Annotated in this window: 20 protein-coding genes; 13 read left to right on the forward strand and 7 right to left on the reverse strand. The window is 36.8% G+C overall.

Translation table 11 applies throughout. The features are described 5' to 3' along the window. The first annotated feature begins 131 nt into the window (after positions 1-131). On the forward strand, positions 132-380 hold the full coding sequence (locus E4F24_RS14140) for a PDZ domain-containing protein (protein WP_394344458.1): 249 nt from the start codon (positions 132-134) through the stop codon (positions 378-380). Between the two features lie 99 nt (positions 381-479). Here E4F24_RS14140 and dnaJ read toward each other — a convergent pair whose 3' ends face one another. The 5 genes from dnaJ to E4F24_RS07785 form a co-directional block, all read right to left on the reverse strand. Continuing rightward, entirely contained in the window at positions 480-1,625 is a 1,146-nt protein-coding gene (gene dnaJ / locus E4F24_RS07765) for a molecular chaperone DnaJ (protein WP_140938127.1), read from the reverse strand. Positions 1,626-1,637: 12 nt separating this feature from the next. Next, positions 1,638-2,225 (reverse strand): nucleotide exchange factor GrpE, encoded by a 588-nt coding sequence (locus E4F24_RS07770; protein WP_235891177.1) that lies wholly within the window; start codon positions 2,223-2,225, stop codon positions 1,638-1,640. Between the two features lie 80 nt (positions 2,226-2,305). Continuing rightward, on the reverse strand, positions 2,306-2,986 hold the full coding sequence (locus E4F24_RS07775; RefSeq protein ID WP_140938128.1) for a cell division ATP-binding protein FtsE: 681 nt from the start codon (positions 2,984-2,986) through the stop codon (positions 2,306-2,308). A gap of 3 nt (positions 2,987-2,989) precedes the next feature. After that, a complete protein-coding gene (locus tag E4F24_RS07780; protein WP_140938129.1) occupies positions 2,990-3,193 on the reverse strand; it encodes a fructose-6-phosphate aldolase in 204 nt (67 codons plus the stop codon). A gap of 59 nt (positions 3,194-3,252) precedes the next feature. Next, the gene (locus tag E4F24_RS07785; protein WP_140938130.1) at positions 3,253-4,266 is read right to left on the reverse strand and encodes an acyl-CoA reductase; all 1,014 of its coding nucleotides are present in this window, start codon (positions 4,264-4,266) and stop codon (positions 3,253-3,255) included. 165 nt (positions 4,267-4,431) lie between these two features. On the opposite strand from E4F24_RS07785, the gene E4F24_RS07790 reads away from it, so the two are divergent. From E4F24_RS07790 to E4F24_RS07845, 12 genes are all read left to right on the forward strand, one after another. Beyond that, the gene (locus tag E4F24_RS07790) at positions 4,432-4,782 is read left to right on the forward strand and encodes a 4Fe-4S dicluster domain-containing protein (RefSeq protein WP_140938131.1); all 351 of its coding nucleotides are present in this window, start codon (positions 4,432-4,434) and stop codon (positions 4,780-4,782) included. A 106-nt stretch (positions 4,783-4,888) separates the two neighbouring features. Then, positions 4,889-6,343, forward strand: coding sequence for a dicarboxylate/amino acid:cation symporter (locus tag E4F24_RS07795; RefSeq protein ID WP_140938132.1), 1,455 nt, complete (start codon positions 4,889-4,891; stop codon positions 6,341-6,343). 246 nt (positions 6,344-6,589) lie between these two features. Next, a complete protein-coding gene (locus tag E4F24_RS07800; RefSeq protein ID WP_140938133.1) occupies positions 6,590-7,906 on the forward strand; it encodes a D-alanyl-D-alanine carboxypeptidase in 1,317 nt (438 codons plus the stop codon). 41 nt (positions 7,907-7,947) lie between these two features. Then, positions 7,948-9,255, forward strand: a complete 1,308-nt coding sequence (locus E4F24_RS07805) for an MFS transporter (protein WP_140938134.1) — start codon at positions 7,948-7,950, stop codon at positions 9,253-9,255. A 6-nt stretch (positions 9,256-9,261) separates the two neighbouring features. Then, positions 9,262-9,996 (forward strand): (Fe-S)-binding protein, encoded by a 735-nt coding sequence (locus tag E4F24_RS07810; protein WP_140938135.1) that lies wholly within the window; start codon positions 9,262-9,264, stop codon positions 9,994-9,996. Between the two features lie 18 nt (positions 9,997-10,014). Next, positions 10,015-10,893 carry a sugar phosphate isomerase/epimerase family protein gene (locus tag E4F24_RS07815; protein ID WP_140938136.1) on the forward strand — a complete coding sequence of 293 codons (879 nt, stop codon included), beginning with the start codon at positions 10,015-10,017 and terminating at the stop codon, positions 10,891-10,893. 3 nt (positions 10,894-10,896) lie between these two features. Next, the gene (locus tag E4F24_RS07820) at positions 10,897-11,784 is read left to right on the forward strand and encodes a hypothetical protein (protein WP_140938137.1); all 888 of its coding nucleotides are present in this window, start codon (positions 10,897-10,899) and stop codon (positions 11,782-11,784) included. A gap of 113 nt (positions 11,785-11,897) precedes the next feature. Continuing rightward, on the forward strand, positions 11,898-13,466 hold the full coding sequence (locus E4F24_RS07825; RefSeq protein ID WP_140938138.1) for a peptide MFS transporter: 1,569 nt from the start codon (positions 11,898-11,900) through the stop codon (positions 13,464-13,466). A 183-nt stretch (positions 13,467-13,649) separates the two neighbouring features. Beyond that, positions 13,650-15,419, forward strand: coding sequence for a peptide MFS transporter (locus E4F24_RS07830; protein ID WP_235891178.1), 1,770 nt, complete (start codon positions 13,650-13,652; stop codon positions 15,417-15,419). Between the two features lie 272 nt (positions 15,420-15,691). After that, positions 15,692-16,420 carry a polyprenol monophosphomannose synthase gene (locus E4F24_RS07835; protein ID WP_140938140.1) on the forward strand — a complete coding sequence of 243 codons (729 nt, stop codon included), beginning with the start codon at positions 15,692-15,694 and terminating at the stop codon, positions 16,418-16,420. Positions 16,421-16,431: 11 nt separating this feature from the next. Beyond that, positions 16,432-17,454, forward strand: coding sequence for a Holliday junction branch migration DNA helicase RuvB (gene ruvB, locus E4F24_RS07840; protein ID WP_140938141.1), 1,023 nt, complete (start codon positions 16,432-16,434; stop codon positions 17,452-17,454). Positions 17,455-17,468: 14 nt separating this feature from the next. Further along, positions 17,469-18,230 carry a hypothetical protein gene (locus E4F24_RS07845; protein ID WP_140938142.1) on the forward strand — a complete coding sequence of 254 codons (762 nt, stop codon included), beginning with the start codon at positions 17,469-17,471 and terminating at the stop codon, positions 18,228-18,230. Here the strand turns inward: E4F24_RS07845 and E4F24_RS07850 are convergent. After that, on the reverse strand, positions 18,207-18,764 hold the full coding sequence (locus E4F24_RS07850; RefSeq protein ID WP_140938143.1) for a hypothetical protein: 558 nt from the start codon (positions 18,762-18,764) through the stop codon (positions 18,207-18,209). The genes E4F24_RS07845 and E4F24_RS07850 overlap by 24 nt on opposite strands. A gap of 1 nt (position 18,765) precedes the next feature. Further along, positions 18,766-21,255, reverse strand: coding sequence for a S9 family peptidase (locus E4F24_RS07855; protein WP_140938144.1), 2,490 nt, complete (start codon positions 21,253-21,255; stop codon positions 18,766-18,768). Positions 21,256-21,323 lie beyond the last annotated feature (68 nt).

Raw genomic sequence — 21,323 nt, forward strand, 5'->3', positions numbered from 1 at the left:
TGACCACTCTGGCGCCATTGGGCGACTAAGGACAACATTTTATCGCGCTTGCTTTCTATCAAATTCATGCAAGCAAAGGTAATCCCAATAAAAAACTATTTAAATATGTACTTGATAGGCCGGATACTAAAATTGAATTAAAACCTAATTTTATAATAAATAGTGTACGAGATAATTCTCCTGCCGGACGAATTGGCGTAGCGAAAGGGGATGTGCTATTGAAAATAAATGGACGATCTGTCCAATCTCTTTCGTTAGAACAGATAAAAGAAAAATTACAATCAGGGATAAATAAAACAGTAAAATTACAAATCGAGAGGGACGAAAAGATTATTAATTTTACTATCCAATTACAAGATCCTATCCCTTTGTTGCTATAATAGTCTAACTTCTGCATTATATGCACAGCAGTTAGGAAATGAAGTTTACATAAAGAGGGTAGTCAAAATACCACCCTCTAAAACAAAATTTAAATAATTTTATTCGAAATATTCTTTGATTCTTTCAAAGAATGATTTTTCGCTTTTTCCAGGTTGAGGTTTGAAGTTGGCAGAACTTTTTAATTTTTCTAAAACTTCACGTTCTTCGGAAGAAACAGCTTTTGGTGTCCAAATATTAATGTACACCAATTGATCTCCCTTGTGGTATGAATTTACTTCAGGGATGCCTTTTCCTTTAAGACGTAAGATTTTTCCTCCTTGGGTGCCCGGTTCAATTTTGATTTTAGCTTTGCCATCTATCGTCGGAATCTCCACACTGGTACCTAATGCAGCATCTGCAAAATTGATGTATAAGTCATAAATGACATTGATACCATCGCGTTTTAATGTTTCGTGCTGCACCTCTTCTACCAAGATGATCAAATCACCTGGTACACCTCCGCGTGCAGCTGCATTTCCTTTCCCACTCATAGATAGCTGCATGCCTTCGCTTACACCTGCAGGGATATTAAATGTAATGGTTTCTTCGCCCCGCACGAGTCCTTCTCCTTTACAAGAAGTACATTTTGCCGTCACTTCAACACCTTCGCCGTTACAAGTAGGACAGGTGCTGGTTGTTTGCATTTGTCCTAATATCGTGTTGGTAACGCGTCTTACTGATCCGGCACCTCCACAGGTATTACAGGTATGGAATGAAGATTTATCTTTAGCACCGCTACCGTCACAGGTCTGACAGTGGATTTGCTTATTTACCTTTACTTTTTTCTCTATACCGTTGGCAATTTCCTCCAGTGTAAGTTTTACTTTAATACGTAGGTTAGTGCCTTTTTGAACACGTCTTCCTCCTCTGGACCCGCCTCCGCCGAAAAAACTTTCGAAAGGATTTCCTCCACCGAAGATATCTCCAAATTGACTGAAAATATCATCCATATTCATCCCACCTCCACCAAATCCAGAAGCAGAGTTGCCAGAATGACCGAATTGATCATAACGTGAACGCTTCTCTGGGTTACTCAATATTTCGTAAGCTTCAGCCGCTTCTTTAAAGTTTTCCTCAGCTTCTTTATCTCCAGGGTTTTTGTCCGGATGAAATTTAATCGCCAGCTTGCGATAAGCCGATTTAATTTCAGCAGCTTCCGCTGTGCGTGATACACCTAATATATCGTAATAATCTCTTTTTGACATGTTATATTAAGGTTATTGTCCAATCACCACTTTTGCAAAACGGATTACTTTATCATTTAAAAAGTAGCCTTTTTCCACAACATCTAATACTTTGTTTTTTTGATCTTCATCCGGCGCCGGGATAGCTGTAATGGCTTCTTGGTATTCTGCATCAAAAGGTTGACCCAAAACTTCCATTTCTTTTAGACCTTCGTTTTCAAGTAATTTTTTGAATTTTGAATTTACCAACTCAATTCCTTGCTTTACGGAGTCGACATCTTGAGCGGTAGACATGGCATGAAGTGCTCGATCAAAGTCATCTATTATTGGGAGTAGCTTAGTAATCACACCCTGACCAGCAGATTGAATAAGATCGATACGTTCTTTAGAAGTACGTTTCTTGTAATTGTCAAATTCAGCAAACAAACGAGCATATCTGTCGTTTGATTCTGCTAATTCCTGTGTAAGTTTTTCTTCTTTTGATACCGTTTCTTGCTCTGTTTGCGGCGTATCTTCCTGTGCTAAATTCTCTTCGTGGATATTTTCTTGTTGTTCGTTCATCATCGCCCTATTGTTAATATACTTAAAAAGCTTTTTGAGATTTCTCAATAATTTTGCCATTATAAAATATACGACACCCTGTCAGTACACGGTGTCAATGTACTTACAAATTGTCGGATTTAAGATTTTATGTCAGTTGATTAGATGCTTACATTGTCATGTAAAGCGCCGTCTGAAGTTTTAATAATCCGAGCCGGAAGATTTCGAATAATTTGATAATCATGTGTAGCCATTAATACAGATGTCCCAGAAGCGGCAATATCACGAAGTAATAAGACGATTTCTTCAGAAGTGGAGGGATCTAGATTCCCGGTAGGCTCATCTGCGAGTATGATTTCAGGATTATTTAATAATGCACGAGCAATCACTATGCGCTGCTGTTCTCCTCCTGAGAGTTCGTGTGGCATTTTTTTTAATTTAGAACGTAGACCTACCTTTTCCAATACGTCCAGCATCCTGCTTTGAATCATTCCTTTTTCTGTCCAACCCGTTGCTTTAAGTGCAAACTCTAGATTTTTTTCAATTGTCCTGTCATTTAGTAAATGAAAATCTTGAAAAACAATGCCTAGTTTTCGACGGAGAAATGGAACTTCATTTTCATGGAGTTTTTTTAAATCAAATCCTGCGATCATACCTTCACCATTCGCAATATATAGATCACCATAGATGATTTTCAATAAGCTGCTTTTTCCGGTACCCGATTGTCCAATCAAATAAATAAATTCTCCCTTTGCAATATCGAGGTTGACATGCGACAAAACGAGATGTTTTTGTTGGTATATATCGACATTTTTGAGTTTAATTACAGTGTTTTCTGCCATGTTTTATAATTCGATTTTCTTTATTTGACCAAATGGCAGATCCCTAACGATTGCCATAATATATGCCATCTTGTCTCCAAGACCTATTTTTTCTAACGATTTATCTGGTCTATCTACTCTAAAATATGCTAATAATGTAAACGAATCATCGCGTAATTGCACATAATCTGGAATTTTAGCAACGCCTTTTACCTTAATTAAATACATAACAGCAAAGTTAGGATTTTTTATGGATTCACTATGAAACTAACGCTATAAATTCAGATTTATTGATTAGCGAATAGAAAGTCCAATGTATTTACACCATCGGCATAGTCGTCTAGGGCGGGGCACTGACTTGATCCTAAAGGAAAAACAGGAACTTCTAGTTCCAAAGATCCTTCTGTTACTACGCACTGAATACGTTCCCTGCAATTATTGATTGTCGTGACGACATCTTTAATGTCATCGTATTCCTCATAGAATACAACGGCTAAAGGAGATGCAATATTTTTATCTTCTTTCAATAATAAAAAACCGTTGTCAAAGTGCTTTTCGCCGTTAATAAGATAAATAGATTTGTTATAATCGTAATTGTTATTGTATTTAAAATGTTCTTTTGATTGATTGAAATGCTCAATCGCTTCAAAAAACGTTGAAATAGGATATCCTGAAGGAATAAATATCTTAGAAACGGACCTGCAGCCTAAACCAAAATAATCAAAAATATCATAGCCCACCTTTTTTAGATCTTCTTCACTTTCTTCACCTGTAAGAATAGCTACGGAATTTCTGTTTTTACGAATTATATGGGGTTTATTGGAAAAATAATATTCGAAATAACGCGCCGAATTGTTTGAGCCAGTGGCTATAATAAGGTCGTAATCGGCTAACTTGTCGACTAAATCTATTTTATTGCCAAATAGTGGTTCTATTTGAGTCAATCTGTCAAGTACCATGCACGTTAATCCAGCATCATCAGATGATACCTTAATTTGTGCTACAAATCCGGAAATGAGTGCCGCCAGAATATCATGAAAACCTACCAATGGAAGGTTGCCTGCCAAAACAAGACCTACTACTTTAGAAGAATCGATATCGGGATAGTTCGACAACCATTTGTTAAGCTTCTCCTCTGTCAGCTGCTGTCCAAGGGACCGAAATTGTTTTAAAATATACTCCTCGGTATACCAGGGGTTTTTATAATGAGCCACTTGAATGGCATGAAGAGAAGGTTCATCTAAATTGAGCATCCATTCTCCTAGTTTGCACAATGCTTGAATACGTAGTTCCTTTTTCAAAATATTTTATTTAGAATTATTCTGATATATATTTGATTTATCTTTGTATTGTCAAATAAGTAGATAACCTACTAACTTTGTATACTTTTTTGTTGGTAGTATACAATGAAGGTGCTACCTTTGCAATACAAAATTAGTTTATTTATTATAATTGTGAGGTTATAAATGGCGATAAAAATTACAGACGAGTGTATTAATTGTGGAGCATGTGAACCGGAATGCCCGAATAATGCGATATATGATGCTGGTGTGTCTTGGAAGTTTTCAGAGGGTACAGCTTTAGAAGGTATTATTGATTTTGGTGATGGTGTGACGCTAGATGCAAATGAAGGGCAGGCTGCAATTTCTGATGAGGTATATTATATAGTTTCTGATAAATGTACAGAATGTGTTGGTTTTCATGATGAACCGCAATGTGCGGCTGTTTGTCCGGTAGATTGTTGTGTGGAAGACGAAGATGTCGTAGAATCTGAAGAAGAATTATTAGCTAAAAAAGCTTGGTTGCACGCGGAGTAAATTAACAAGATATAGATTTTTGAAAAAGCATTATTCAGGAGGATAATGCTTTTTTTTATTCTATTTTTCTATTTTTGTTGCTGAATAAATTTAAATTTTGATCTAGATGTCGAAAAAACGAATCGGTTTTGTAACCCTAATTACAGTTTCAATTGCAATTATAATCACTATATTTTATGAGTTCAACTGGCTCGGCGTAAGTCCTCGAATTATGATGGGGGTCCGTTGGATTACAGCTTTGGTATTGATATTAAATGGAATAGCACGCAAAAATTTAACAACCTGGATTCTGACATGTCTCGTGCTAGGCGTATTTGTGGGATTAGACTTTCCGGATCTGGCACGCGCAATGCAACCACTAAGCCAAGGTTTTATTAAGCTCGTAAAAACTATCGTTGGACCTATTTTATTTGCAACGTTGGTATTTGGTATTGCAGGGCATTCGGATTTGAAATCCGTGGGTCGAATGGCATGGAAATCTATGCTTTACTTTTTTACAGCTACATCATTTGCTATTTTCATAGGTTTGTTTGTAATCAATGTAACTAAAGCAGGAGTGGGTGTTGATGTGGAACACATGCCTCATGAAGAACTACCTCAAACCTCCACTACGACAGTGGGAGATCAGACGGCGTTAAGTCACATAGATGCCGATGTACATTGGGTATACAAGTTTAATGCTTTTATTAGAGATACTTTTCCTGAAAACATTGTAAAGGCGGTGTATGAAAATAAGGTGCTGCAAATTGTTATTTTTGGTGTGATATTCGGGATAGGTTTGGCTATGGTAGAGGAGAAGAAACGAAAGCCCCTTGTTGACTTTACTGAAAGCCTGTCGGAAGCAATGTTCAAGTTCACAAATATTGTGATGTTATTTGCTCCTATAGGTGTAGGAGCTGCTATGGCCTATACTGTCGGACATCTGGGTGTAGATATTCTCAAAAATCTCTTCATGTTACTGGGAAGTTTATATCTCGCTTTATTGATATTTCTGGGCTTCATTTTATTACCTATCGCTTTATTTCTAAAGGTGCCCATTAAGCAATTTCTTAATGCCATCAAAGAGCCCGTTTCCATAGCCTTTGCTACAACGAGTTCGGATGCGGCCTTGCCGAAGGCTATGGAAAATATGGAAAAATTTGGAGTGCCGCGTAAGATAGTTTCTTTCGTAATACCCACTGGTTATAGTTTTAACCTCGATGGTACTTCTTTATATCTGTCCTTGGCTTCTATTTTCGTTGCACAGGCCGCTGGTATAGATCTTAGTATTGGAGAGCAGCTCCTTATAGCTTTTACTTTAATGATTACTTCAAAAGGAGTTGCCGCAGTTCCAAGAGCTTCGTTGATCGTCTTGATTGCGACCGCAGATCAGTTTGGCTTGCCAACTTTCGTTATCGCTGCTATATTAGGTATCGATGAACTAATGGATATGGCTAGAACCTCAGTTAATGTAATCGGAAATTGTTTAGCAACGGTAGTCGTAGCCAAATGGGAAGGGCAATTTGATGAGGAAGCCCCCTTTAGAACGGAATTACCGGAGAAATCCTATTCCGGTAAATAATAATACAACCCACACTTAATGGTATTGAAGATAGGCCTCACTTTTGGAGGCCTTTTTTTTACCAGTAACCAATCTTTTGAACATTGTGTAAACGATTACAAGATGCTAATGCGTGTTTGTATACCCAACGAAAGCAAGAGGTATCGGCAGAATAAGGTGGTTAAGTTCGCTAGAGATGACGGATATGTTTTTTAATAATTTTAATTGTTACACCGCAATTATCCAAAAAAAAGCTATTTTGGATTCATGAATAATTTCTTGAAGAATGTGTCGATATATCTAATAGGGCTTCTATTTCTTGTGCCAAGTGTACAGGCACAGAATTTTGACGCGCTGCAAGAACTATTTAAGGGTTCGCCAGTTCTGAATAAGCATTATTACGGTTTCAGTTTGTATGATCTGGATAGTAATAGATTCGTTTATGGTAATAACGAAGACAAGCATTTTACACCAGCATCAAATGCAAAGGTTTTTACATTATTTGCCTCTTTAAAAATTATTGGAGATTCTATTCCCGGCATTGAGTATATTGAAAAAGGAGATTCTTTATTATTTTGGGGTACGGGTGATCCTACATTTCTACATCCTATCCTCGACTCGCATAGGGTGTATAATTTCTTGAAATTTTCGGGTAAAAAGTTATTTTATGTACCCCGGCAAACTGCTGAACCCTTTTATAGGGAAGGATGGTCTATTGAAGATTATGCTTATGATTATCAACCCGAAATAGCTGTATTTCCTATATATGGTAATTTAGTGCGCTTTAGCACATTAGGGAAAGATATTATTGCTGTTCCGAAACTATTTAATCAAAAACTAACCATTCGGGAGAAATCTGCCCGACATTTTAATATCGTTCGTGATATTCATTCCAATACCTTCGAATTGACGAATTTAAATCCCGGTGTTTCCTATCGTTCGAGTAAACCGTTTCGTTGGTCAGATAGTCTTTTCGTTGATTTACTGTCGGATACTTTGTCTATTCAAGTTACACTATTGAATAACTACAGCAAGCCGTTGGACACAAAAATACTTTATTCTGTACCTAGAAACGTGGTTTTGCGCGAAATGATGCTTCCTAGTGATAATTTTTTAGCTGAACACCTTACTATGGTGGCAGCAAATATAAGGTATCGAGAATTTCAAACGGATTCATTGCGTGCAGAAATGCAAGACAAGTTTTATAAATCGTTTACGGATTCTATACAGTTGCGTGATGGCAGTGGCTTATCAATATATAATAAGGTAACTCCGAGGAGTATGGTCGAATTACTGTTATCTGTGAAGGAGATTTTTCTGGATTATAATCAATTATTTAACTACTTTCCAGCCGGTGGTATTGATGGAACTTTAAAGACGACTTACACATTAGATCAGGGCGTCCCTTTTGTTTGGGCTAAAACGGGAACGATTCATGCTGTATATTGTCAATCAGGCTATATAGTAACGCGTAAGGGCAGGAGGTACGCTTTTTCATTTTTGAATAATAATTATATAGGAAGTGTCCGTCCGGTGCGCCAAGAAATGGTGCGAATAATGACCTTCATTCGTCAAAACTATTAATAATCTAAAACAATTGGTATCTTCGTCAATCAATAAAAAAAATGAGGATTTTTAAAAAGAACGAAAAAAAGCTTGTACGTTCCTGGGCAATGTACGATTGGGCAAATTCAGCGTATAATCTCGTCATCACCTCTACGATATTTCCAGTCTATTATACGACGATCACAACAACAAAAGAAAAAGGTGATGTCGTAAGTTTCTTTGGCTTTGAGGTAATAAACACAGTCCTTTCCAATTATGCATTGGCAATAGCTTACTTAATTATGGCCCTGGCGTTGCCTTTTTTGTCAGCTTATGCAGATCTGGGTGGTAAGAAGAAGTTTTTTATGAAGCTATTTACTTATATAGGCGCTTTAGCTTGTATGGGACTGTTTTTTTTCAAACTTGAGACGTTGGAATTGAGCATTGTGTTTTTTGCAGTTGCTGCAATGGGTTATATCGGTGGTGTAGCTTTCAATAATTCATATCTTCCGCTGATCGCTACCGTTGATCAACAGGACAGAGTAAGTGCGCAAGGATTTGCTTATGGCTATGTAGGCTGCGTAACCCTTCAATTAATCTGTTTTGTATTTGTTTTTAAGCCGGAATGGTTTGGAATTATAGATGCCTCTTTTCCGGCGAGGTTTTCGTTTTTTCTTGTAGGACTATGGTGGATGGTATTTGCACAGATACCGTTTACTTATTTGCCCGAATCGAAACCATTACTGGGTGATATGCAAGTTGTATTTTTTGATAAGGTGAAAAATGAGTTTAATCAGGTATTATCAAAGATAAAGCAAATAGAGCCTATTCGTCGCTTTTTACCAGCTTATTTCTTTAATGCTATGGGGGTACAGACGATTATGATTGTAGCGGCAGCTTTTGGCGAAAAGGTTTTGAATCTTGGGGCGACAAAATTGATAGCAACAATTATATTGATTCAGTTAGTGGCGATTGTTGGAGCCTACCTTATGTCGAGCTTTGCTAAGCGCTATGGAAACATTAAGGTATTATTGGTAGTCGTTTTGATGTGGATTTTTATATGTATTTCTGCTTATTTATTGAATAATGAATTCCAATTTTACGGTATTGCCTTTATGGTAGGATTAATGATGGGCGGGATTCAGGCGTTATCAAGGTCTACTTATTCCAAACTCTTGCCACAAGATATGGAAGATACGACGGCATTTTTTAGTTTCTATGACGTTACGGAGAAGTTGGCGATTGTGTTTGGATTGTTTACTTTTGGTATAATTGAACAATTAACACACAATATTCGCAATTCAGCATTATTTCTTTCTATCTTTTTTGTGCTGGGGTTCATTTTATTGTGGAGAGTATTAAAGTTTAATACATTGTTGAAGAATTAGTGTCTTATGCATAAAAAAGTAGAGTTATTTATCCCTTGCTTCATTGATCAATTGTATCCTGACACAGCTTTTAATACCGTGAAGTTATTGCAAAAGGCTGGTTGCGAAGTGATCTACAATAGTGAACAAACATGCTGTGGGCAGCCTGCTTATAATGCGGGATTTTGGGATGAGGCTAAGACTGTAGGGGCGAATTTCTTGAGTAATTTTACCGAAAATAACTATATTGTGTCACCTTCGGCCTCCTGTACTGGAATGGTGAAGCACGGTTATAATGATCTATTTACTAATTCGATCGAACATAATAAGTGCAGGGGTGTGCAACGAAAGATTCATGAAGTGTCTGATTTTCTGGTAAACGTATTAAAGATGGAATATTTTGGGGCTGAATTGGTTGGTACAGCGGTCTATCACGATTCTTGTTCTGGTTTGCGAGAATGTAACATAAAGGAAGAACCTAGACGTCTGCTTTCACACGTTGGGGGACTTGAATTAGTAGAAATGCGAGATCAGGAAACGTGTTGTGGCTTTGGAGGAACCTTTGCCGTGAAGTTCGAAGGGATTTCTGCAGCGATGGCGGAACAGAAAGTAAGAAATGCGCAAGCTGTACATGCTGAATATATCATTTCTACGGATTGGTCTTGCTTGTTACAGCTCCAAGCGTATATCGATAAACATAAAATTCCCATGAAGACAATGCATCTTGTGGATGTACTGACTTCAGGATGGGCTAATATCTAATATATAAATCTATAAATAATGAATTCAAGAAGAGATTTTATTAAAAACCTAGGATTGGCGACAGCGGGTGTAGTATTAATGCCGTCGTTAGAAGGTTTTTCGTCAAAAAAGAAATGGTTTGACATTTCGTTGGCTGAGTGGTCCTTACACCGTACGCTTCACAAAGGTGATTTGAAGAATATTGATTTCCCAGAATTTACAGCCAAAAATTTTGGTATTTACGGCGTGGAATACGTCAACTCTTTCTTTAAGGATAAAGCAAAAGATATGACATATCTGAAAGACTTGAATAACAGAGCAAAAGATAACGGGGTGAAAAATGTTCTGATTATGATAGATGGAGAAGGGGATCTAGGCCATGCAGATGCTCAAAAAAGAGCGCAAGCAGTAGATAATCATTATAAATGGATTGATGCTGCAAGTTTTTTAGAATGCACGTCTATCCGAGTAAATGCGGGTGGTAATGGGAGTAGAGAAGAAGTGAAACAACGAGTTGTTGAAAGCCTTTCTATATTATCCAATTATAGTAAAAAATCGAAAATAAATGTCATTGTAGAGAATCATGGCGGAATATCTTCACATGGCGACTGGCTGGCAGATGTATTAAAATCTGTTGGCAACAAATACTGCGGTAGCTTACCTGATTTTGGTAATTTCTACGAATATGATCGTTATCAAGGTGTGATTGATCTGATGCCTTATGCTAAGGGTGTAAGTGCAAAGACACATGATTTTGATGAAAACGGTAACGAAGCTAATATTGATTACGCAAAAATGATGAAAATTGTGAAAAATGCGGGTTATAAAGGTTTTGTAGGGATCGAATATGAAGGTGGTACGTTGAGCGAAATTGACGGCATTAAAGCAACAAAAGCTTTATTAGAACGTTTTCAATAAAGTATGATAAGAAAAAGCTTACTATGTGTTTTTCTCACTTGTAATATACTTTCGTCTTTTGGACAAGATAGTCAGAAGATGAAGGTATGGCAAGATAGTTTAGTAAAGTTGGGTGCCAAAATGTTTAGAAGTTCTGCAGAACCTGAACGGCTTGATAACAATTTCAAATTTGTGAAGACTTTAGTGTCTGCTTTAAAGGAACCAAACTCTTATTACTTTTCTTTTGAGCAATTGAATATGATTGCGATTTTGTCGTCTCCAGATAATAACTTCAAGATATTCACTTGGAATGTTCCGTTAGAAGATGGTTCTTATCTTTATTATGGGACTATTCAGCACAAAACGGCAAACGGTCAAATTAGCTTAACACCCCTGTTTGATAAAACATTTGAAATCAATGCGGTAGATAGTGCTGTTTTAAGTAATACAGAATGGTATGGAGCACAGTATTATGATATTGTTCCACTTGGTAAAAACAAATACGTATTATTGGGATGGAAGGGGCATCATGCCGAATATACTAAAAAAGTAATAGAAATATTAACGCTAAAAGCTGGTAATCAAGTGGAGCTAGGAGCGCCAGTCTTTTTAGAAAATCCCAAAATAGCTAGACGTATATTTTCTTATACGCGGCAAGCAACAATGTATTTAAAATATAATAGGACACTGAATAGGATTGAATTTGATAATTTGGTGGCTGCTGATCCCAGCCTGAAAGGTAATTTCAAATATTATGGACCGGATCTATCGTATGATGCGTATGAAATTACCAAAGAGGGTAAGCTTAAATTATTAACGGATATAGAAGTTAAAAATTTTGAAGGAGGAGATGAAAGCCAGTATATTGACCCCCAGAAACCGAATAAAAAACGTAGAAGTGGACTTCAATAAATGAAAATATTTTGGGATAATTTATTTTTTTTTCCAAAAAAATCTTTTCTTTGCCTTAAAAAAATAATTGAACCAATAAAATAACAGATAAATTATAATAAACAAATAGGTATATGGTTGAGCAACAAAATGATGAATCCCTAGTTAAGCATCTGGCAAAACAAGGGGTCGATGACAAAATGGTAATGGGGCATCCTGCCGGACTTTTTGTCTTATTTTTTACCGAAATGTGGGAGCGTTTTAGCTATTATGGAATGCGGGCATTGTTAACTTTGTTCTTAGTAAGTTCATTAACAAGTGGCGGCTGGGAGTGGACTAGAGCAGAGGCATTACAATTGTATGGGTGGTATACAGGTTTAGTTTACTTGACACCAATTATAGGAGGTATTATTGCGGATAAATTGACAGGGTACAGAAAGGCAATTTTGTTAGGAGCACTTGTTATGACCTTAGGGCATGCTTCTATGGCATTAGAGGGTTTTTCTTCTATCTTCTTTTTCTTAGGTCTTGCGTTAATGATTATAGGTAATGGGCTATTCAAACCAAATATTTCATCAATTGTAGGTCAGATTTATCCAGATAATTCTGCTAAGAAAGATGCGGGTTATACGATATTTTATATGGGTATTAACGCTGGTGCTTTTTTAGGAATGCTATTGTGTGGGTATATAGGTGAAAAAATAGGCTGGCATTATGGATTTGGCCTGGCAGGTATTTTTATGTTTTTTGGTATGCTTCAGTTTTATTTTGCGCAAAGATATTTTGGTCGCATCGGGGAGGCTCCTAATAAAGATAAGGCATCTCAAGTTGAAGAAGATACTATGCCTGCTAATGTAAAGCGCGATAGATTGATCGTTATCGGTGTATTAATTGTATTCAGTACTTTTTTCTGGTTGGCTTTTGAGCAAGCTGGTGGCTCTATGAATATTTTTGCTGCTGATTATACGCAACGTGTATTAGAAGGTAATGCCGCTACAACATTTAAATGGGTAGATGCAGCCCTGACTTTGTTTCCTTTAATAATTGTGAGTTGGGTGTTGCTTGGATTAGCTAAAAAAATATTTTCTACTTATCCATTGACAATTATATTTACAGTTGTCAGTATGTTGATAATCTGGGGTTTAGGTATTTGGAAAATTCAAAGGGAATTTATGGCTCTGGAAACGGAAGTCGCTGCATCTTGGTTTCAAATTTTAAATTCGTTTTTCATCATAACTTTAGCTACGGTATTTAGTAAGATGTGGGAAAAAGTATGGAATCCATCAGGACCTATTAAGTTTGCATTAGGACTTATTCTATTAGGTATTGGATTTGCTATATTAGCATACGGTTGTAGGGATATTCCACAAGGAGCTCAAACAGCTTCTGTAAGTATGGTTTGGTTAATTTTGGCTTATTTCTTTCACACTACAGGTGAGTTATGTGTGTCGCCTGTCGGTCTTTCGTATGTCTCTAAACTATCACCTAAAAAATTATTAGGATTGATTTTTGGACTATGGTTTGCCTCATCAGCAATTGCTAACTTTGCGGGAAGTATGTTAGGATCAGCTATTGATTACATTAGCTTAAATTATTCTATGGCTCACTTCTTTGGTGTTTTTGCAGTTATTCCAGGGGTAGTTGCCATTATTTTGTTATTGATTTCTCCGAAATTGAAGAAAATGATGCACGGTATTAATTAGTAAATAATTTAAAAAAAATAATGAAAAGCGCTTGTTTATTTAACGAGCGCTTTTCAAATTAATAATGTATGTAATATTCATGTTTTCAAAAGTCATATTTAGATTGGTGCAATAAGCGCGTCTGATTATGAAGTGAGACAAGTGTTTCTCAAAGAGATAGGACATGAACAAATAATGTGTAATATGAATCAAACGAGTGAAGTAAAGGAGTCTCATTTTTTTGACTCCAAAGTGCTAGGACACCCATCAGGGTTATTTGTTCTTTTTTTTACGGAGATGTGGGAACGTTTTTCGTTCTACGGAATGCGTGTCCTCTTAATTCAATTTTTAACTGCTGCTGTTATTTTTAACGATCCAATGTCAGGATGGGGGTGGACCGCGGAACAAGCTGGTGCCTTATATGGAACGTATGCGATGCTACTTTATATAACACCAATATTTGGAGGTGTAATTGCTGATAAGTTTATTGGTTCTAGAGCTGCAGTGATAATTGGTGCAGCGATCATGACACTTGGGCATGCTTCGATGGCTTTCAATTCCCAAATCATGTTTTTCTTGGGGTTAGGTTGCCTAGTCATTGGCACCGGTTTCTTTAAACCCAATATGCCTGCTATACTAGGTGAAATGTATAAATATTTACCTGCAAAAAAAGACGGCGCTTATACTATTTTTTACATGGGTGTTAACGCAGGTGCCTTTTTCGGAATGATGCTGTGTGGTTATTTAGCAGAGACTGTCGGATGGCATTGGGGTTTTGGGCTGGCAGGTATTTTTATGCTATTGGGTACGTTTCAATTCTGGCTGGCTAAACCACTTATGGGCAATTTAGGAGTCTTGGACAAGTCAAATGTCGTACAGCAGGACAAAAAGAGTGATCTAGAGGAAGGAGAGAAATCCTATAATGCGTTTACGAAAGTAGATGTTTTTTTAATGATTGTAGTTGGGATTATAGGTTTCGTATATGCGTTCAATGATCCGTTGTCCAAAAATAATGTATTGGATGTTTTTGCATTTTTAGATACTTCTTTTTTGAGAGGACAGAACATAATGATTATCATTGCACTGATCCTATTCCTATACCTTGTGTTATCTCGTATTAGAAGATATAGTCGGGTAATCAGAGAACGGATGTATGGGGTCATTTTGCTGGCATTCTTCTTGATTTTCTTTTTTATGAGCTTCGAGCAAGGTGCAACTTCATTAGTATTAGTCGCGAGGGATTATGTGGATCGGGAACTTTCTGGAAATAGCTTGCTAATCTTCAATATCGTAAATACATTATTGACAGTGGTGCCTTTAATGATAATTTCATGGGTATTGGTCAAGTTGGCAATAGCGACTTGGAATAAAATTGCTTTATCGAATATTATATTGTTCTTATGTTTTGCATTAATTTGGGGAGCTGCCATTTGGATGCTATATAATGAATTTACAGCAGAGATTTCTGAAATAAAGGTGTCTTGGTTTTCTATATTAAACTCATTCTTTATTATTGCATTAGCATCTTCTGTGTCGAAAATATGGGAATCCAAATATAATCCTTCGGCTGCATTCAAATACGGTTTTGGATTGATTTTGGTGGCTATCGGTTTTTTAATACTTGGATTTGGGGCATTGGGAGCAAGTGACAGTGTGAAGATCTCTATGCTGTTTCTGGTGTTAACCTATTTGTTTCACACATTAGGTGAATTGTTTATTTCTCCTGTTGGGTTGTCTTACGTTTCTAAATTGGTACCGGCTAGGATGCTGGCATTTATGTTTGGAATGTGGTATCTAGCAATTGCTATTGCTCAGAAATTAGCTGCAATTTTAGGAGGACAAGTAGAGACGATTCAGGAAAACTACTCCTTAAGTCATTTCTTTTTCTTATTTACTATTATCCCTGCAGTGGCAGGCTTGGTCGTTATAGTGTTGAATCCTTTGTTGAAAAAAATGATGCATGGTGTAAACTAAGATTATGTAATAATGACAAAAATAGCACCTTCTTGCAGGTGCTATTTTTGTTTAAATAAAATAATTATAAACAAAACTATATAGTGCTGCTTTATTGACTTTTTATCAACATGCGAAGAAAACTCTTCTCAGAAGAATTTAAAATGTTTAACTTTCATCTGTAGGTCAATTTCGTATAACGGATGAGAGAACGGATACTTGGTTTAAGTGATGTTTTGCAAATTTGCATATCAAATCAAGTTTGTCTAAGTTTGCAACTTAATACTTAAATAGTGACGGATAGCGTAGTAATTATTCCAACATACAATGAAATTGATAATATCGAAAATATCATTCGCAAAGTTTTTTCATTAACTGTTAATTTTCATGTCCTAGTCGTTGACGACGGTTCTCCAGATGGAACGGCTGAAGTGGTAAAAAAACTCATGAAATCGGATTATGCCGATAGATTGTTTATTCAAGAACGAAAGGGGAAATTAGGTTTAGGTACTGCGTATATTCATGGGTTTAAATGGTCTCTAAATCGTGATTATACTTATATTTTTGAGATGGATGCGGATTTTAGTCATAATCCCGAGGATTTAATACGACTGCGACAAACGGCTCTTGACGGTGCTGATATGGTTATAGGATCTCGTTATATTAAAGGAGTCAATGTAGTGAATTGGCCTATGAGCCGTGTCTTGATGTCATATTTTGCTTCAGTATATGTACGCCTGATTACCAGGGTGAATATTCAGGATGCAACCGCGGGGTTTGTTTGTTTTAATAGAAAAGTATTGGAAAAAATAAAATTAGATGAAATTCGTTTTGTAGGATATGCCTTTCAGATTGAGATGAAATTTAAAGCCGTACAATATGGATTTAATGTTTTGGAAATTCCTATCATCTTTACTGATCGGACCTTAGGTGTCTCTAAAATGAGTACAAAGATATTCCGGGAAGCTTTTTTTGGTGTAATACAGTTGAAATTGAACAGTTTGTTCAAAAAATATAAATAACGAAATTATAGATGAACGAAAATCTAGATCCTAATCCAGAACGTCTAAATCCTACCGAGAAAGAATTGGAAAGAGTTTTGCGTCCGCAAAATTTCGAGGATTTTACTGGACAGGCCAAGATCTTGGAGAACCTTTCTATATTCGTAAAAGCCGCCAGACTCCGCGGTGAAGCACTTGATCATGTACTATTGCATGGGCCACCGGGATTGGGGAAAACAACACTATCATACATTATAGCTAATGAGATGGGGGTGGGGATTAAAATCACCTCCGGACCAGTTTTAGACAAACCTGGAGATTTAGCGGGGTTGCTCACCAATTTAGAGGAAGGAGATATTTTATTTATTGACGAAATACATCGCCTATCCCCGGTTGTAGAGGAATACCTGTATTCCGCAATGGAGGATTTTAAAATAGATATTATGTTGGAAACAGGCCCTAATGCTAGATCCGTACAGATATCTTTGAATCCTTTTACCTTGGTAGGTGCTACTACACGTTCAGGTTTGCTTACGGCTCCGTTAAGAGCTCGATTCGGTATTAATTCAAGACTTCAGTACTATGATGCTAAATTGTTGACTACTATTGTACTTCGTTCATCAAGTATTTTGAATACAGCAATCAGTGAAGAAGGTGCCTTCGAAATTGCCAGAAGAAGTCGGGGAACTCCTCGGATTGCGAATGCTTTGTTGCGTCGAACACGTGATTTCGCACAAATTAAGGGAAATGGAAGTATTGATAAAGCAATTGCACAGTATGCATTGAATGCCTTAAATGTCGATGAGCATGGATTGGATGAAATGGATAACCGTATACTGTCTACAATCATAGATAAATTCAAGGGGGGACCTGTAGGACTGAAAACGATAGCGACAGCAGTAGGTGAAGATGAAGGTACAATTGAAGAAGTATATGAGCCTTTTTTGATCCAGGAGGGGTACATAATGCGTACCTCAAGGGGAAGGGAATGTACTGAAGCAGCATATAAGCACTTAGGAAAAAATAATTATAGTAAAGGAAATACACTTTTTTAAAGTTCAGACTATTTATGAGATACCTTTTATTTGCAATTTTGTTGTTAAATTTATCAGTTGCCAATGCCCAATTAGATTGTCCGGTTCCTTTTGCTACAAATAAAGGTGATCAAAAATATCATATCACAACGGGAATGGGATTGACGAAATTGTATGGTGATATGGATAAATCCGGTACTATGGGAACCGCATTTTTTTTGAAATTTGATTACAAACTACTAACGGGACTTCATATCGGTATAGAAGGACAATTGGGTAGCTTAGAAGCGATTTCTTCAATTGTAGACGAGCGATATGTAACAAACAATTATTATTCGGGAGGCATTTTTGTAACTGCTTATCCTTATGATTTGATAGTTAGCGGTAAACATTCTTACAATTATTCCTTTAAAAATAGATTGTTGAGTGGTATTTATGTAGGCTTGGGAGTTTCGGGAATACGTAATTTCTATAAAGAAGGTGATATTTACCGCGATCCGAATTTACTTTATACCTATGGCCCGATTGCGTATTATGATGAAAATGGTCTGCCGGTTTTTAAAGAGAAAATAAATTCGCTGTTGTTTCCTGCTGTTAATGTCGGCTTGGCATTACCTATTAATAAACATACTACTCGTACGGGCAGGTATTGGAGTGCTGTCGCGAATGCACAATTCAATTTTGAAAATAATGAATTGTTGGACGGTTATATCCCATACGACCAAAACAGCCAACGTATTCAAGGCAGTAATGATATGTATACTTTTTATTCTTTAGGTGTTCGTTATTCTCTTTAATTTTTTTAAGATACGATTTCCTCTGCTTTTAATAGCTGGGGTTGGATTTTCTGAAATACAAAGATGTAACTGAGCAATCAATTCCTCTTTAATCCAATCTTCATCATTTTTTAAGTAAAATAGAATATCGAAACAGTTCGCTTTCACGGCTATGGGACAATTCAAATCAAGCAAACAGGTAAATGTCTTTTCCAAAATAACTTTACGTTGATTATATGCTGGGGCAGTTGATTTATTTTTAGAAGATAAGATCCATATAACTAATTTGGTATATGAGCGGAGGCAGCTCCAGTTATTCGTTTGAATATAAGCATCTATAACGCGCTGTGTATAGTCCCTAAAGTAATGCGGTTCTCTTAAAAATATAGTTTCTATAATCCATGCAGCTCGGAAGGCGATTTGCTTATCGTCGGTTTGTAATGACAGTGCGAATAGTCCATCCACTGGATACAGCTCAAAAATAGAGGAAGAGATTTCTGAAACCCTAATTTTTAATAAGGTTTCAGAAATCTCTTCATAATTCTTCAAATCCATGTTAATTCCTAAATGGTCTATCACGGTTAACCTCCATGAGGTCAACTTCATTTTGTTTAGACTCTCCTAAAAGATGTTCACTAAAGTAATCAGCCATTTTCCAGAAGAAGTATTCAGTCATATCACCGAACGCATGACGCTGCCCTGGTAGTAATACAAAGTCAAAACGTTTGTTTGCTTTAATCAACGCTTCTACCATGCGGATAGAGTTTGCAGGATGCACGTTATTATCAATATCTCCTGTCACGATCAATAACTTACCTTTTAAGTTTTTAGCTAAGTCTGTGTTTTTTTGTATTTGGTAGTTAAACGTCGTATCTCCTTTTTCTGTAATAGATTCCTGAACCCCGTGATGTCGTTCACTCCACCATCTATTATATATATTGTTTTCATGATTACCCGCACCTGAAACAGCTACTTTGAAAAAATCTGGATAAACCAGCATCGCTGCTGTTGACATAAATCCGCCTCCGGAATGCCCTGTAATTCCTACTTTATCGATGTCGATGAAATTGTGACGTGCAGCCAGTTGTTCTGCAACCACTTTTTTATCTTCTAATCCATAGTCCCGCAAGTTGCCGTACCCATAGGTATGATACCATTTAGAACGGGCCGGATGTCCGCCACGATTACCAACGGAGACAACAATAAAACCCATCTGTGCAAGACGATCGATACGATCCATACTTCTTCCAAAACTTTTATTCACTGCTTCCGTTTGGGGCCCCGGGTATACATATTCAATGATAGGATAAGTCTTGGTAGAATCAAAATCATAAGGTTTATATAATACACCATAGAGATCTGTAATACCATCGCCCGCCTTTACGTTGAATGGCTCAGGGAATTTATATCCGGCAGCAAAAAGCTGAGTCAGATCGGCTTCTTCTAGTTTCATGATTAATTGGCCGGTAGCATTATATAAGTTAGATGCTGGTACGGTATTAACACGTGAGAAATTATCTATAATGAAAGTGCCACTTTCGCTAACGTTTACTTGATGATCATAATCTCCTGGTGTCAACAACTTGATACCTGATCCATTTTTGTTGATCGCATAATAATAGGAATAATAAGGGTCAATGTTTTTCTCGCGTCCGTTAGCCTTGAAATATAAAGTACCTGTTGATTCGCTATATGAAGTTAATTCCTGGCAATGGAATTCACCTTTGGTAATTTGTCCCAATAGTTTTCCCTGTGTATCATATAGGTAAAAATGACCCCATCCATCCCGTTGAGACCAATGGATAAATTGGTTGCCATTATTAATAAAGGTCGGTTTTTGAATATCAAGGTACACGTTTGAGCGTTCTTCAACTAATGTGCGTATACTTCCATCGACACCTACTGCAAGTAGATCGATGCGTTTTAAATCCCGGCTAGAGCGGGCGATATAAAATTCTTTATCATTACCCAACCAATAGTTGATATAATGTTTGCCGTTTAAATTTTCTTTTTTTCTGTCTTTAGACCAAAGGCTTAACGTCTGATTTTTGAATCCATAGACAGGAATCTGTTTCGGTTTTAGCGAAGCTGTATCGAAAAGGTGAAGTTCGACTTCCGTCGAATCAGTTTCTCCCGGCATTAGATACTTATAAGTCTCCAGGGTTGGTCTTTTTCCGCCAACATTATTTATTACCCAAAGTGCAGGATTATTTCTGTTGTCTTTTCGAGTCAGAACGAAATACTTACCGTCGGGACTCCAATTTAAACGTACGGGCTTTCTTTTCTTCAATTCTTCATCTTCCGATTTTTTATCTCCACTGGTAACACTGTATTCATCTCCGCCCCAGGCATAATATTGTATACCATCCATCGTGAATTGATTTTCTACAATTGTAGAGTCCTTTTCATCCTGGATTGCTTTTTTATAGTTAGCATAGTCCATCCAGTATAGATTATAGTTTTTAGCATAATATACGCGTGAGGTGTCCGGATTAAAAGTAGCCCAATTCGGTTTTGCTTTTTCCTTGGTGGTATCGCTAAGTTCTTTTAAATCTTTGGAAATAATGTTGTATTCGAAGAAAAAAGTTTTTTTCTTTATCGTATCCTTTTTATTGGTCAGTTTTTTGATCTCTTCCTTGCTCTTTACCGTATCCTTTGTACTGGGAACTTCAAAACGGATTAAGCTTTCATCGTCCAAGAAACGCAGGTTATCCAATGTCAAATGCTGTGCATCAAACGGATTTCGAACGATTGAAGTGATCTTCGCCGCCATTTCGGCATGGTCAAAAAGTTCGGATTTCTGACGGGATTTAGGATCGACTAAGTACCATTTTTTGCCTGAAGATGTAGTGTATTCATACCAAAATTTGTCCCCATAATTTATCCAATTCGGCCTTACTTCGGTAGAAAATATCATGGTACGAAGTTTTGAAGGGGAGAATTTAGAGGCCAATTGATAATTAGGTTTTACCTGTTTGTTCTTCTCTTGCGCATATAAAAGGGAAATGCAGCAGGTAAGGAGTATTCCTAAGATGTAATTCTTCATGTAATATAGAGAGTTGATAATAATTGATAACGAAATTATCTTTTTTTAATAAGAAACGGCAGTAGTAA

This window comes from Sphingobacterium lumbrici (assembly GCF_006476045.1).
GTDB classification, from domain to species: domain Bacteria; phylum Bacteroidota; class Bacteroidia; order Sphingobacteriales; family Sphingobacteriaceae; genus Sphingobacterium; species Sphingobacterium lumbrici.